Origin of the sequence: Micromonospora auratinigra (genome assembly GCF_900089595.1) — a bacterium.
Taxonomy (GTDB): domain Bacteria; phylum Actinomycetota; class Actinomycetes; order Mycobacteriales; family Micromonosporaceae; genus Micromonospora; species Micromonospora auratinigra.
The window spans coordinates 4,327,714-4,341,160 of the sequence record NZ_LT594323.1; the positions used below are offsets into that span (position 1 = coordinate 4,327,714).

General features: G+C 75.7%; 12 protein-coding genes and 1 pseudogene. 6 read left to right on the top strand and 7 right to left on the bottom strand.

Features of this window, described 5'->3' with window-relative positions; genetic code table 11:
• Positions 1-3 precede the first annotated feature (3 nt).
• The 4 genes from GA0070611_RS19380 to GA0070611_RS19395 all read left to right on the top strand — a co-directional run bounded on the left by GA0070611_RS19380 (position 4) and on the right by GA0070611_RS19395 (position 3,333).
• Positions 4-633 carry a SigE family RNA polymerase sigma factor gene (locus GA0070611_RS19380; RefSeq protein ID WP_091673136.1) on the top strand — a complete coding sequence of 210 codons (630 nt, stop codon included), beginning with the start codon at positions 4-6 and terminating at the stop codon, positions 631-633.
• Positions 633-1,487: a hypothetical protein gene (locus GA0070611_RS19385; RefSeq protein ID WP_091666313.1), complete on the top strand. Its 855-nt coding sequence runs from the start codon at positions 633-635 to the stop codon at positions 1,485-1,487. Before GA0070611_RS19380 ends, GA0070611_RS19385 begins: the two co-directional genes overlap by 1 nt.
• 111 nt (positions 1,488-1,598) lie before the next feature.
• Positions 1,599-2,150: a SigE family RNA polymerase sigma factor gene (locus GA0070611_RS19390; protein WP_091666316.1), complete on the top strand. Its 552-nt coding sequence runs from the start codon at positions 1,599-1,601 to the stop codon at positions 2,148-2,150.
• Complete coding sequence (locus tag GA0070611_RS19395; RefSeq protein WP_091666318.1) at positions 2,137-3,333, top strand: hypothetical protein; 1,197 nt, start codon at positions 2,137-2,139, stop codon at positions 3,331-3,333. Before GA0070611_RS19390 ends, GA0070611_RS19395 begins: the two co-directional genes overlap by 14 nt.
• Before the next feature lie 45 nt (positions 3,334-3,378).
• Here GA0070611_RS19395 and GA0070611_RS19400 read toward each other — a convergent pair whose 3' ends face one another.
• Genes GA0070611_RS19400 through GA0070611_RS19410 form a run of 3 tightly spaced genes read right to left on the bottom strand, consistent with a single transcriptional unit; the run spans position 3,379 to position 6,544 of the window.
• Positions 3,379-4,851, bottom strand: a complete 1,473-nt coding sequence (locus GA0070611_RS19400) for a pyridoxal phosphate-dependent decarboxylase family protein (protein ID WP_091666320.1) — start codon at positions 4,849-4,851, stop codon at positions 3,379-3,381.
• Complete coding sequence (locus GA0070611_RS19405; protein ID WP_091666322.1) at positions 4,848-6,197, bottom strand: MFS transporter; 1,350 nt, start codon at positions 6,195-6,197, stop codon at positions 4,848-4,850. Before GA0070611_RS19405 ends, GA0070611_RS19400 begins: the two co-directional genes overlap by 4 nt.
• 32 nt (positions 6,198-6,229) lie before the next feature.
• A complete protein-coding gene (locus GA0070611_RS19410; protein ID WP_091666324.1) occupies positions 6,230-6,544 on the bottom strand; it encodes an MGMT family protein in 315 nt (104 codons plus the stop codon).
• A gap of 61 nt (positions 6,545-6,605) precedes the next feature.
• Between GA0070611_RS19410 and proB the strand changes: the two genes are divergently transcribed.
• The gene (gene proB, locus GA0070611_RS19415) at positions 6,606-7,715 is read left to right on the top strand and encodes a glutamate 5-kinase (RefSeq protein ID WP_197675743.1); all 1,110 of its coding nucleotides are present in this window, start codon (positions 6,606-6,608) and stop codon (positions 7,713-7,715) included.
• Positions 7,716-7,743: 28 nt separating this feature from the next.
• A complete protein-coding gene (locus tag GA0070611_RS19420) occupies positions 7,744-8,985 on the top strand; it encodes a glutamate-5-semialdehyde dehydrogenase (protein WP_091666329.1) in 1,242 nt (413 codons plus the stop codon).
• A gap of 303 nt (positions 8,986-9,288) precedes the next feature.
• On the opposite strand, the pseudogene GA0070611_RS19425 reads toward GA0070611_RS19420, so the two are convergent.
• From GA0070611_RS19425 to GA0070611_RS19440, 4 genes and pseudogenes are all read right to left on the bottom strand, one after another.
• Positions 9,289-10,158: pseudogene (locus GA0070611_RS19425) on the bottom strand (hypothetical protein); the annotation flags it as partial.
• A 145-nt stretch (positions 10,159-10,303) separates the two neighbouring features.
• Positions 10,304-11,521 carry an adenylyltransferase/sulfurtransferase MoeZ gene (gene moeZ, locus GA0070611_RS19430; protein ID WP_197675744.1) on the bottom strand — a complete coding sequence of 406 codons (1,218 nt, stop codon included), beginning with the start codon at positions 11,519-11,521 and terminating at the stop codon, positions 10,304-10,306.
• A 71-nt stretch (positions 11,522-11,592) separates the two neighbouring features.
• The gene (locus tag GA0070611_RS19435; RefSeq protein WP_231921166.1) at positions 11,593-12,480 is read right to left on the bottom strand and encodes a DUF3152 domain-containing protein; all 888 of its coding nucleotides are present in this window, start codon (positions 12,478-12,480) and stop codon (positions 11,593-11,595) included.
• An 85-nt stretch (positions 12,481-12,565) separates the two neighbouring features.
• Positions 12,566-13,444 (bottom strand): DUF3152 domain-containing protein, encoded by an 879-nt coding sequence (locus GA0070611_RS19440; RefSeq protein WP_091666331.1) that lies wholly within the window; start codon positions 13,442-13,444, stop codon positions 12,566-12,568.
• Between the last annotated feature and the right edge of the window lie 3 nt (positions 13,445-13,447).

Consider the following 13,447-nt stretch of genomic DNA (forward strand, 5'->3'; position numbering starts at 1 on the left):
GTGATGGCCCAGGCGCAGGCGCGGCCGCAGGTGTACCTGCGGCCGCGCCCTCCCACCCCGGACGGCGAGGAGCAGTCGCCGCCCCGATGGACGATCGAGGTGAGTGCTGCGGTGGACGAGGATGCCGGGCCCGGCTTCGACGAGGTCTACCGCCGCCACTTCCCATCGCTGGTGGTGCAGCTCCACGCGTTCGTCGGGGACATGGGCGAGGCGCAGGACCTGGTGCAGGAGGCGTTCAGCCGGGCCTGGCCCCGCTGGGACCGGATCGCCCGGTACGACGACCCGGTGGCCTGGGTCCGCCGGGTCGCCTGGAACGCCGCCGCCAGCCGGTGGCGTCGGCTGCGTACCGCCCGGCTGTTCGGGGAGCGGCAGCGACCGGAGGTGGTGGACGGGCCCGGGCCCGACCGGGTCGCGCTGGCCGCCGCCCTGCGCACGCTGCCGGCCAACCACCGGCGTGCGGTGGTCCTGTACTACCTGGCCGAACTGACCGTCGGCGAGATCGCCGAGGAGTGCGGGGTGGCCCCCGGCACCGTCAAGTCCTGGCTGCACCGGGCCCGCGCCACGCTCGCCAGCCGCCTCGCCGACCACGGCCCCGCGCCCGCGGCGGACCCGACCGGAAGGGTGGCCCACTGATGGACCCACGGAATCCGGGCCCGGACCGGCTGGTCGACGCCTTCGCCGACCTGCGCGCCACCGGCCTGCGACAGGTCACCGATCCCGACCCGGACGTGCCCCGCCGCCGCGCGTACCGGCGCTTGCGCAACCGGGCGGCGCTACCCGCCGTCGCGGCGGCGGTGGTCGCGGTGGCCGGCGCGGCCGGACTGGTCCGGCTGCCTGCGGCACCGCCACCGGCGGTGGTCACCGGCAGCTCACCGGCGACCGGCCTGCCCTCGGGGTGGCCGAGCGGCACGCCGGCCACGCCGTCCCCCACCGCCTCGCCCGGTCCCACCCCCACCGGGTCGCCCTCGGCGAGCGCCACCCCGGCCGGCTCGCCCAGCGGGACGCCGTCGACGGGCGCGCCGACGCCACGCCGGTCCCCGTCGCCCTCCTCGACCCGGTACCTCGACCTGTCCATCCATGCGCCCCGGACCCTCACCCTGACCCCCGAGGGCGGCCGGTACACCGGCTGGCTCGACGTCACCATGGGCAACGCGGGCACCCGGGCGTACGACGCCGGGGACCTGATCGTGGTGCTGCCCGTGGAGGCGACGATCGACCTGACCGGAACCAACATCGGGGGCTGCTTCAACCGGGAGCAGACCGACGACACGAAGACGTCGTGGTGCACCGGTGACGGGCCGGTGCCGTCGGGCGGCACGAAGACGTACCGGATCGGGGTCACGGTCAACATCGCGCCCGGCGGACCGGCGCGGACCCTCACCGGCATGGCGCTGACCGTGCGGGCGAACATCGGCGGCTCCTTCCCCGCCGACGGCACCCCGGCCGACAACACCACCCGGACGGACCTGGTGCTGCCCGCCGGTTGACCGTCGGGGACCCGACGGCCCGGGGGCGCAACCCGATCCCCATGGCCGGAGTGTTACCGGCGCCGGACCACCCGGCAGCCCGCGTACGGGGGAGGGACTGTGACAGTGAGGATGAGGGCCCGCGCGAACGAACCACCACCGGCCGACGACCCGGCGGTGGCTCCGACGCCCACCTTCGACGACTTCTACCACGCGCACTTCCGCAGCGTGACCACCCAGCTCTGCGCGTACACCGGCGACCTCGGGCTGGCACAGGACCTGGCGCAGGAGGCGTTCTGCCGGGCGCTGGCCCGCTGGGAGAAGCTGGTCCGCTACGACGACCCGGTGGCCTGGGTGCGCCAGGTCGCCTGGAACCTGGCCCGCAGCCGGTGGCGCCGGCTGCGGACCGCCCGCGACCACCTGTTGCGCCAGCGGCAGGTGGAACCCGAGGTGCCCGGTCCGACACCGGACCGGGTGGCGATCGACCGGGCACTGGCGACCCTGCCGCCGAACCAGCGGCGGGCCGTGGTGCTGCACTACCTGGCCGACCTGACGGTGGCGCAGATCGCCGCGCAGGAGGAAGTCCCGGAGGGGACGGTGAAGTCCTGGCTGCACCGGGGGCGCGCCGCCCTCGCCGCACGGCTCGACGAGAGCACGGAGGAGGTCCGCGATGTCCGACCGTGACCCGCTGCGGACGCGCTTCGACGCGTACCGCGGGGACCTGAGCACCCGCATCGACGGGCCCGGTCCGATGGCCGCCCGACGGACCCTGCGTCGCCGTCGCCGTACCGCCGTCGCCGGTGTCACGGCGGCGGTCGTGCTGGTGGTCACCCCGATCGCCGCCGGGGCGGCGCTGCGCCACGACCCGCCGCGGCCGCCGACCGGCACCCCGACGGCCATACCGACGCCGACCGCTGACCCGACCCCCTCGTCGAGCCCGACCCCGACCCCGTCGACCAGCCCGACGAGGGCCGCCCCCGACGGGCGGATCAGCGAGCGGCAGTTGCTCGCCGCTCCGGTCGACCTGCCCTCCTGGGCGGGCCGCGACTGCCCCGACCCCAGCGACGTACGGCTGCTGCCGGGCAGCACGGTCCAGGTGCAGCGGCCGTACCTGATCGAGCTGGAACACGGTGACGTGGACGCCGACGGCGCGGCGGAGACGGTGGCGATCCTGGGCTGCCGCGTCGGCGAGGCGTCGGCGAAGCAGGTGGTGGTCTTCGACCGGAACCGGCAGGGCGACATCGTCACCGTGGGCCGGGTGGTCCGCACCGAGGGGGAGGGCCCGGAGACGATCGAGGACGTGCTCGCCGTCGCGGTGCAGAACGGCTCGGTGCTGGTGAAGGTGGGCGATCGACACCCCTGCTGCGGCACGCCGCCCTACCTGACCCGGACCCAGTGGCGGACGTACCGCTGGGGTGGCACGACATTCACCCAGGTCGCCGGCCCGACGGCGTGGGGACCCGACACCCGGCTGACCGACCTGACCCTGACGGCGGGCGACCTGGTGCTCGGCCCGCCGGGCGCGGACGGGAAGCGGTCCGGCTCGCTGACGGTGACCGTCGTCAACCACGGGCCGCTGGCCGTACCCGGGCTCGGCCTGAGCCAGTTGGGGATGATCGGCACGCCGGACGGCGGGGACTGGTCCCGCTGCGGGCCGGAGTCGACGGACCCGGAAATCAGTTGCCGGCTGCCGGGGCTGGCGGTGGGCGGGAAGCGGAGCTGGACCTTCCGGTTCCAGATCGCCCCGCCGACGCCGGACCGGACCGGCCGGGCCTCGATCGTGGCGGAGCACTACGACACCCGCGACCGCTCCTGGCCGGACCTGACCCCGAAGGACAACTCCGTCACCGTCACGGTGCCCGACTGATCCGCGAGCCGGGGGCGGCGGTCCGGCCCGACCGCCGCCCCCGGCTCACCAGGTCGGGCGTTGCAGCAGGCCGACGAACTCGGCCAGCAGCCGCTCCCGGACCGCCGGGGGCGCGGCGTCGAGCAGGGTGTTCACCACCGCCATCCGGTCCGGCACCCCGGTCGCGCCCAGCCCGAGGCCGGCGGCGAGCCCGGCGACCAGCTCGGGGGTGAGCGCGTCCGGGGTCAGGCCGGCCGCGAGGGCCCGCAGTTCCGGCGGCAGCTCGACCGGGCCGGCCGCCCGGGCCGCCGCCACCGCCGCCGCCAGCGCCGGGGCGAACTCGGCGACCCGGGGCGCGACCGACGCGGTCACCGTCAGGTGCACGCTGGCCGGCAGGCCGGCGTACGAGAGCTGGGGCTGGGTGTGCCAGCCCCGGGCGGTCAGCTCGTCGACCAGCACGAACAGGTCCAGCCCCGGGTCGTCGGCGGTGAAGCAGACCACGGTCGCCGCCGGCTCGGCCAGCAGCCGCAGCCCGTCGACGGCGCGGACCGCGTCGGCCAGCCCGGCGACCGCGTCCCGGGTCGTCGCGGCCAGCCGCAGGTAGCCGTCCTCCCCGAGGTGCCGCAGGGTGGCCCAGGCGGCGGCGATCGGCCCGCCGGAGCGGGTCGAGGCGATCACCGGGTTGACCATCGTGTACCCGGGCCAGTCGGCGTACGCGAAGTACTGCGGGGCGCGCAGCGCCGCGCTCCCGTGCAGCAGCACCGACACCCCCTTCGGCGCGTACGCGTACTTGTGCAGGTCGACGGAGATCGAGGTGACCCCGTCGACGGTGAAGTCGAACGGGGGCACCGGCGCGCCGAGCCGGCGCAGCCAGGGCAGCGTCCAGCCGCCGAAGCAGGCGTCCACGTGACAGCGCACCCCGGCCGCCGCCGCGGCCGCGGCGATCTCCGCGACCGGGTCGACGACGCCGTGCGCGTACGACGGGGCGGAGGCGGCGACCAGCACGGTCTCCGGCCGGATCGCGGCGGCCACCTCGGCGGGGGCCGGCCGCAGGGTCACCGGGTCGACCGGCACCGGGTCGAGGACCACCCGCAGGTAGTGGGCGGCCTTGGCGAAGGCGGCGTGCCCGCTGGTCGGCACCACGATCCGTGGCTCGGCGAGGTCGGGGCGGGCGTCCCGGGCGGCCTTCACGGCCAGCATCAGCGACTCGGTGCCGCCGCTGGTGACGCTGCCGACCACGTCCGGGGCGGTGCTGCCGGGCCCACCACCGAGCAGCCGGGCCGCCGCGCCGACCAGCCCGTTCTCCATCGCCAGCAGGGACGGGAAGGCGGTCGGGTCGAGCCCGTTGACGTGCGCGCTCTGGGCGTACGCGGCCTGCGCCAGCTCGTCCAGCCCGGCCACCCCGGGGTCGTAGACGTACGCGAACAGCCGGCCGCCGTGGGTGGGCCGGTCCCCCGCCCGCAGCGCCCGCACCTCGTCGAGGACCTGCGGTGCGGGTACCCCCCGGGCGGGCAGGGCGGTCAGCTTCTGGTCGGTCATCTGGTGGGGACGCCTCTCTCGAACGGTGCGACCGGGGCGGCGGGCAGGGTGTAGGCGCGCAGCAGGACGACCGGCGCCGCGACCAGCAGCGCGGGCAGCACGCTGAAGCCGAGCAGCACGCCGAGGCGGGCGCTCGCCGGCTGGGTGGCGGCCACCCCGGTCGCCGAGGAGACGTAGCCGGAGAGCTGGAGCACCAGTCCGTAGATGCCGGGGCCGAGGGCCAGGCCGAGGGTCTCCCCGGCGGTCCAGACCCCGGTGAACACGCCGGCCTGCCGCCGCCCGGTGCGCGCGGTGTCGTGGGCGATGCAGTCCGGCAGCATGGCGAGGGCGAAGACCTGCTGGCCGGCGTAGCCGACGCCGATCAGCGCGACCACCGCGTAGACCCCGGCGGCGGGCAGCACCGGGGACGCGACCAGGGCCAGCGCACCGGCCGCGAAGAGCAGCGACGCGGCCACCAGCCCGGCCCGCTTGCCGGCGCGCGCGCCGACCCGGGTCCAGAGCGGCATGACCAGCAGCGCCGGCCCGACGAAGCAGGCGAAGAGCAGGGTCGGCCCGCCGTCCGGGTCGCGCAGCACCTGGCCGGCGAAGTACTTCACCCCGGCCAGCACGGTGGCCACCCCGGCGGACTGCACCACGAAGCAGAGCAGCAGGGCCCGGAACGGCCGGTTCGCCCCGGCCACGGCGAGCTGCGCGCGCAGGCTGGGTTCGGTCTCCGCGACGGTGCCGGCCGGCGCGCTACGGGTGCCGAGGAACGCGCCGAGGGTGCCCGCCACGATCAGCGCGGCGACGAAGAGCCCCGTCCAGCGGTGCCCCGGCACGCCGTCGCCACCGGCGGCCACCACCGCCGGGGCCACCGCGCCGGAGACCAGGATGGCCAGCGCCAGCACCGCGATCCGCCAGCTCATCAGCCGGGTACGCTCCGCCGGGTCGGCGGTCAGCTCGGCCGGCATCGCCACGTACGGCACCTGGAAGAAGGCGAACGCGGTGGCGGTGGCCAGGAAGGCGACCGCGACGTACGCCCCGGCGGCCGGGCCGGTCCCGAACGGGGCGGCGAAGATCGCGGCGAACAGGACGGCCAGCGCCAGCCCCCCGCCGAGCAGGTACGGCCGGCGCGCGCCCCAGCGCGACCGGGTCCGGTCGGAGATCCGCCCGGCGACCGGGTTGACCAGCACGTCCCACGCCTTCGGCAGGAGCACCAGCAGGGCGGCGACGCCGGCCGCCACGCCCAGCGTGTCGGTCAGGTACGGCAATAGGAGCAGCCCGGGCACCGTACCGAACGCCCCGGTGACCAGGGAACCGAGCGCGTACCCGAGGTGCACCCGGCGGGGCAGGCCCGTTGCTGTCATGCGGCCGAATGTTACTCACGTTATGGCCCGGATCACATCCCCGGCTCCGGCGACCAGGCCGCCGCCCGGATGTCCACCCCGTCCCCGCGCAACGGGCAGCCCTCGGCGCGCAGCCGGGCCCGCGCTTCCCGCTCGTGCCCCGGCGGCAGCCGGCCGGCCGAGTTCACCACCCGGTGCCAGGGCACCCCACCCCCGTGCCGGGCCATGATCGAGCCGACCAGCCGGGCCGAGGCGCGCCCCGAGCGCTCGGCCAGCGCGTCCGCCACCGCCCCGTACGACATCACCCGTCCCGGCGGGATCCGCTCGACCAGGTCGAGCACCGCCTCGACGTACTCGTCAGGTGTCACGACCGGCCACGATATGGGAAGGCGCGCCGGCCCGGAGGACCCCGACGCGCAGAATGGTCCGGTGCGTGAAGCAGTCACCTCGGCCCGCCGGATCGTCGTCAAGATCGGCTCCTCCTCGCTGACCACGGCGACCGGCGGCCTCGACGAGGCACGGGTCGACACCCTGGTCGACACCCTCGGCGCACTGGCCACCGCCGGACGCGAGGTGGTGCTGGTCTCCTCCGGCGCGATCGCCGCCGGGCTGGCCCCGCTCGGGCTGCCCCGCCGCCCGCGCGACCTGGCCACCCAGCAGGCCGCCGCCAGCGTCGGGCAGGGCCTGCTGATCGGCCGGTACGCGGGCAGCTTCGCCCGGCACCGGCTCACCGTCGGGCAGGTGCTGCTCACCGTCGACGACGTGACCCGGCGGGCGCACTACCGCAACGCGTACCGGACTCTGCGCAAGCTGCTCGACCTGCGCGCGGTGCCGATCGTCAACGAGAACGACACGGTGGCCACCGAGGAGATCCGGTTCGGCGACAACGACCGGCTGGCCGCGCTGGTCGCCGCCCTGGTCGACGCCGACCTGCTGGTGCTCCTCTCCGACGTGGACGCGCTCTGGACCGGCGACCCGTCCCGGCCGGGCAGCACCCGGATCGCCGAGGTGCACGGCGACGGCGACCTGGCCGGCGTGCAGGTCGGCGGCGCGGGCCGGGCCGGCGTCGGCACCGGCGGCATGGTGACCAAGGTGGAGGCGGCCCGGATCGCCACCGGCTTCGGCATCCCGGTGGTGCTCACCGCCGCCCCGCTGGCCGGCGCCGCGCTGGCCGGCGAGCCGGTCGGCACCTTCTTCCACCCGAGCAGCCGCCGCCCGGCGGCCCGGCTCTTCTGGCTGGCGCACGCCACCGCGCCCCGCGGCCGGCTGCACCTCGACCCGGGCGCGGTGCAGGCCGTGGTGGGCCGGCGCAAGTCGCTGCTGCCGGCCGGCATCACCGCGGTGGACGGCGCGTTCACCGCCGGCGACCCGGTCGACCTGGTCGACACCGAGGGCGCGCCGGTGGCCCGGGGGCTGGTCAACTACGACGCGGTGGAGCTGCCCGGGCTGCTCGGCCGCTCCACCACCGAACTCGCCGCGGCGCTCGGCCCGGCGTACGAACGGGAGGTCGTGCACCGCGACGACCTCGTCCTGCTGTGAGCCCGACCGCCGAAGGAGTGCCCCAGAGATGAGCGTGACCGAGCAGGCCCGGGCGGCCCGGGAGGCGGCGAACGAACTGGTCCTCGCCCCGCGTACGGCCAAGGACGCCGCGCTGCACGCGATGGCCGACGCGCTGGTGGCGCGTACGCCGGAGATCCTGACCGCGAACGAGGCGGACCTGGCGGCCGGGCGCGCGGCCGGACTGAGCGCGGCCGTGCTGGACCGGCTCGCCCTCGACGCGGGGCGGGTCGCCGGCATCGCGGACGCGCTGCGCCAGATGGCCGCGCTGCCCGACCCGGTCGGCGAGGTGGTCCGCGGCTCCACCCTCCCCAACGGGCTGGAGCTGCGCCAGATCCGGGTGCCGTTCGGGGTGGTCGGCATCATCTACGAGGCCCGGCCCAACGTGACCGTGGACGCGGCCGGCATCTGCCTGAAGTCCGGCAACGCCGCGCTGCTGCGCGGCTCCTCGTCGGCGGCGCACTCCAACGCCGCGCTGGTCGCGGTGCTGCGCGACGCGGTCGCCGGGGCCGGCCTGCCGGCGGACGCGGTGCAGCTGCTCGACGCCGGCTCGCGCGACTCGGTCAAGGAGCTGATGCGGGCCCGGGGGCTGGTCGACGTGCTGATCCCGCGCGGCGGCGCGTCGCTGATCCGGACCGTGGTGGAGGAGTCCACCGTGCCGGTGATCGAGACCGGGGTGGGCAACTGCCACGTCTACGTGGACGCCGCCGCCGACGTGGCGAAGGGGGTCGCGATCACCCTGAACGCCAAGACGCAGCGGCTGTCCACCTGCAACACCGCCGAGTCGCTGCTGGTCCACGCCGGGATCGCGGACGCCTTCCTGCCGGCGGTGCTGGCCGCGTTCGCCGACGCCGGGGTGACCGTGCACGGCGACGCCCGGGTGGCCGGATACTCCACGGCCGTGGTGCCGGCGACGGAGGAGGACTTCGCCACCGAGTACCTCTCGGCCGACATCTCGGTCGCCGTGGTCGACTCGCTGGACGCGGCGGTCGCGCACATCCGCCGGTACGGCACCGGCCACACCGAGGCGATCGTCACCGACTCCCAGCCGGCGGCCCGGGAGTTCGTGGCCCGGGTGGACGCGGCGGCGGTGATGGTGAACGCCTCCACCCGGTTCACCGACGGCGGCGAGTTCGGCTTCGGCGCCGAGATCGGCATCTCCACCCAGAAACTGCACGCGAGGGGCCCCATGGGCCTCCCCGAACTGACCAGCACCAAGTACGTCGTCACCGGCGACGCCCACCTCCGCTGACCGCCCTCCCCACCCCCGCCGCCCGCCCCCGCCCCCGCCCAAGATCCGCGCACTTTCCCGGAAAGAGTGGTCTCAGCGGCGCGTGAGGCCACTCTTTCCGGGAATCAGCGCGATCGCTGGGGGTGGGCGGCGGGGTCAGGAGACGGGTTCGGGGGTGCCGGGGGGTGGGGCGGTCGGCGTCTCCGGGTCGCGGGGGGACGGGGCCGGGCGGGGGGACGGGACCGCGGGCGGCGGCGTCGAGGCGGCCGGCGGCGGGGACAGGAAGACGGTGCCGGAGACCGGCGGCGCCTCCGGCGCGGTGGGGCGGCAGGCCCGGATCGCGCGCAGCGTCGTGTGCACGTCGAACTGGTGGCCGTCGTCGCTGTCCCACCCGCCGTCGCTGCGCTGCGTCTCGGCGAGCCGCTTCCGCGCCGAGACCAGCAGCCACTGCTCCTCGCCGACCTCGACCCGGCGCAGCGTGGCGGCGAGCCAGGCCACGTCGGCCGGGGACATCTGCGGGATCCGTTCGGCGAGCACCGCCTGGATCCGCGCCGACTCGTAGTACAGCTGCTGGCGGTGCAGCACCGCCGCGGCCAGCCAGCCGAAGGGCAGGAAGGACGGCCAGCTCCCGTCGGGGGCGAGTTCTGCGGCGAGGGCCTGCGCCGCCGCCTGCACCACCCCGGCGTACGCCCCGCCCACCCGGTGGTCGAGCGGCCCGGCGGCGCGGGCGTCCAGCCCGGCGACGGTCAGCCAGAAGCCGGCGTTGGCGGTCAGGAAGCGCCGGGCCTCCGGGTCCCCCGGGGTGGCCCACTCGGGCGCGAACCCGGCCAGCGACGGGTCCTCGTCCCAGCCACCGTCGGGGAGCTGCCGGGCCGCCAGCCAGTCCAGGGCGTGTCGCGCGGCCGGGCGGCTCAGGCCCCCGAGGTCGTCCAGCTCGGCCAGGCGGTAACAGGTCGCGTCGACCGAGGCGACCTCGCCACCGAGCACGGCGGGCCAGCCGCCCCCGGGTGCCTGCCCGGCCTCGGCCGCGTCGAGCAGGTCGGGCGGCACCGGCGTGCCGGTGCGCAGGCGGGACAGTCGGGCGCGGTCCACCGCGTCCCCATGAGCCACGACGAAGCCGATCGCGGCGTCCAAGTCGACCACGGCGGACACGCTACCTGGGGAAACAGGGTTACGCCTCGGTAGCTCGGCCAGGGGTGGCCCGGCCCACCGGCGGCCGGGGGCGACCACCGGTGGGTTGCGGACCGGATCGATCACCGTCAGGGCGGCCGCCCCGGGAGAACCCGCCGGTACGCGGAAGGGCCCGCCCGGAACCGGGCGGGCCCTTCCGACACCGAACTCAGTACGCGGGCAGCGACGGGTCGATCTGCTTGACCCAGGAGAGCACCCCGCCCTGCAGGTGCACGGCGTCGGAGAAGCCGGCCGCCTTCAGCGCGGCGAGCGCCTCGGCGGAGCGGACGCCGGACTTGCAGTGCAGCACGATCTGCTTGTCCTGCGGGAGCTTCGCCAGCGCCTCGCCGGAGAGGATCTCGCCCTTGGGGATGAGGGTGGAGCCGGGGATCCGGACGATCTCGTACTCGGCGGGCTCCCGGACGTCGACCAGGAAGATGTCCTTGCCGGCGTCCTGCCACTCCTTCAGCTCCAGCGCGGTGATGGTCGAGTCGACCACCGCCTCCTGCGCCTCCTCGGAGACCGCGCCGCAGAAGTCCTCGTAGTCCTCCAGCAGGTCGGTGACCGTCGGGTTCTCGCCGCAGAGCGCGCAGTCCGGGTCCTTGCGGACCTTGATCTTGCGGTAGCTCATCTCCAGGGCGTCGTAGACCATCAGCCGGCCGACCAGCGGCTCGCCGATGCCGGTGAGCAGCTTGATCGCCTCGTTGACCTGGATCGACCCGATGGACGCGCAGAGCACGCCCAGCACGCCGCCCTCGGCGCAGGACGGCACCATGCCGGGCGGCGGGGGCTCCGGGTAGAGGCAGCGGTAGCAGGGGCCGTGCTCGGCCCAGAACACCGAGGCCTGGCCGTCGAACCGGTAGATCGACCCCCAGACGTACGGCTTGCCCAGCAGCACCGCCGCGTCGTTGACCATGTAGCGGGTGGCGAAGTTGTCGGTGCCGTCGACGATCAGGTCGTACCCGGAGAAGATCTCCCGGACGTTCTCCCGGTCCAGCGCGGTGTTGTGGATCTCGACGTTGACCAGCGGGTTGATCTCGCGGATCGAGGCGGCGGCGGACTCGGCCTTGGACCGGCCGACGTCGGAGACGCCGTGGATGATCTGCCGCTGGAGGTTGGACTCGTCGACGGTGTCGAAGTCGATGATGCCGAGCGTGCCGACACCGGCGGCAGCGAGGTACATCAGGGCGGGCGAGCCGAGGCCGCCGGCGCCCACGCAGAGGACCCGGGCGTTCTTCAGCCGCTTCTGACCCTCGACCCCGACGTCCGGGATGATCAGGTGGCGGGAGTAGCGACGGATCTCGTCTACGGTCAGCTCGGCGGCGGGCTCGACGAGCGGGGGCAACGACACGGTGGACTCCCCGGGATCGGCGGTGGGACCGCGCAATTGTCACTCGTCGCGGTGGGGATCTGCCATGAGGAGGGACACGTCGCCCGGCATGCGGGACCGGGAATAACTCAGACCCCGTCGGTGGGCTCGCCCTCGTACCGGGCCCCGTCCAGGTACGGCCAGGCGTTGGCCACGCAGCCGTCCAGGCCGTACGTCTGCTGCTGCATCACCGGGGCCGGCGCCCCGCGCCGGGGGCAGGCCTGGTGCAGCTCACCGAACTCGTGACCGACCTCGTGGTTGACCACGTAGGTCCGGTAGACGGACAGCGGGGCGCCGTAGTCGGGCACCGCCTCCATCCAGCGCGCCAGGTTGATGATCACCCGGCCGGGCAACCGGCAGGAGGTGTAGCGCTCGGTGGCCAGGCCGCCCTCGGCGCACATCCGCTCGGAGGTGGCCGGGGTGGCCAGGTAGATCGTGAAGTCGGCCTCGACGGGGTCGGCGACCCGCTGCACCCGGAGCCGGCCGGAGGCGATCCAGCCGCGCGGGTCCCCCAGCACCGCGTCCACGGTGGCGGCGAAGTCCTCGACGTCCTGCCCGGCGTCCGCCTCGACCTCGACCCGGTAGCGGCGCAGCGGTCCCTCGTAGCCACGTACCGGGGAGCCGCCCTCGGCGGCGGCGAACCGGCCGCTGCCCTCGATCGGGTACCCGGTGGTGGGGCCGGCCGACGCGCCCGCGCCACCCGCGCCGGCCAGCCGGGCGTCCCGGGCCGCCGCGACCGGGCTCGGGTCGGGTGCCGGAGGACGACGCAGCAGCGCCGTCCCCACCCCCGCCCCGGTGCCCGTCAGCACCAGCAGGAGGAGCAGGAGGAGCACCGCCCGCCGCCGGCGGCGGCGCATCCGGCGCAGCCCGGGACGGACGGGTTGCGCCGTGCCGGGGTGGGCGGCGGGGCGGTCGAAGTCGAGCCGGGCGCCGGGTACGGGCTCGGCAGGCGGGTCGGCAGGGGACGACGACGTCATGTCCCCAGCCTGACACGCAATTCGGGCATTCGGCCGTTTTTACCGCTTGTTCCGCGAAATACTTCCCATCGCCACGATCAGGTCTTCAGACCGGTCGGCCGGCGTACCTCCGCCCGTTCAGGTACGGCCACGGGTACGGCCGGCAGCCGTCCAGGAAGAGCGTCTGCTGCTGCATCACCGGCGCCGGCCGCCCGAGGCCGGGGCAGCGCTCGTGATGGTGCCCCAACTGGTGTCCCACCTCGTGGTTGACCACGTACAGCCGGTAGGTGTCCAGCGGCATCCCGGCGGCCACCAGGTGCGGCGCGGAGAGCCGCCAGCGGTCCAGGTTGATCACCACCTTGCCCGGCACCCGGCAGGACGTGTACGGCACCCCGCCCTTGCGGATGTCGATGCCGCCCCGGCCGCACAACCGGCCCGCGCTGTCCCGCGTCGCGAGGAAGATCGTGAAGTCGTACCGGCTGCCCGGGGCGACCCGCTGCAACCGCAACCGGCCGTCGTCCACCCAACTCCCCGGCCCGGCCAGGGCCCGCTGCACCGCGTCGGCGAAGGCGTGCACGTCCTCCCCCGAGCCGTTCTCCACCGCCACCCGGAACCGGCGCAGCACCCCGGCGCGGCCCAGCACCGGACCCGGCCGCGGCTCGTACGCGAAACTCCCCCGGCCGTGCGCGGGCACCGGGCCCGGCAGGGCCAGCACCGGCGCGGGCGGAACCGGGTCGGCGACCGGCGACGGGCTCGCCGACGGCGTCGGGACGACGCTCGCCAGGGCCGGCGGCGGCACCGGTGACCCGTCGCTGACCAGCACCTCCGCCCCGGACGACGGCCGCTGCACGGCCACCGCCACACCCACCCCGGCGGCCGCCAGGAAGGCGAGCACCACCAGCACCGAGCGGGTCCGACGAGGGGACGACCGACCGGCGCGGGCGGCTCGCGCGACGCGACGGCGCGGCTGGGAGGAAGCGGGCATCCG

Coding starts and splice junctions, on each gene's coding strand:
- GA0070611_RS19395 (WP_091666318.1), top strand. CDS start 2,137: ATGTCCGACCGTGACCCGCTGCGGACGCGCTTCGACGCGTACCGCGGG.
- GA0070611_RS19405 (WP_091666322.1), bottom strand. CDS start 6,197: ATGACAGCAACGGGCCTGCCCCGCCGGGTGCACCTCGGGTACGCGCTC.
- GA0070611_RS19385 (WP_091666313.1), top strand. CDS start 633: ATGGACCCACGGAATCCGGGCCCGGACCGGCTGGTCGACGCCTTCGCC.
- GA0070611_RS19380 (WP_091673136.1), top strand. CDS start 4: ATGGCCCAGGCGCAGGCGCGGCCGCAGGTGTACCTGCGGCCGCGCCCT.
- GA0070611_RS19435 (WP_231921166.1), bottom strand. CDS start 12,480: ATGACGTCGTCGTCCCCTGCCGACCCGCCTGCCGAGCCCGTACCCGGC.
- GA0070611_RS19420 (WP_091666329.1), top strand. CDS start 7,744: ATGAGCGTGACCGAGCAGGCCCGGGCGGCCCGGGAGGCGGCGAACGAA.
- GA0070611_RS19440 (WP_091666331.1), bottom strand. CDS start 13,444: ATGCCCGCTTCCTCCCAGCCGCGCCGTCGCGTCGCGCGAGCCGCCCGC.
- GA0070611_RS19390 (WP_091666316.1), top strand. CDS start 1,599: ATGAGGGCCCGCGCGAACGAACCACCACCGGCCGACGACCCGGCGGTG.
- GA0070611_RS19400 (WP_091666320.1), bottom strand. CDS start 4,851: ATGACCGACCAGAAGCTGACCGCCCTGCCCGCCCGGGGGGTACCCGCA.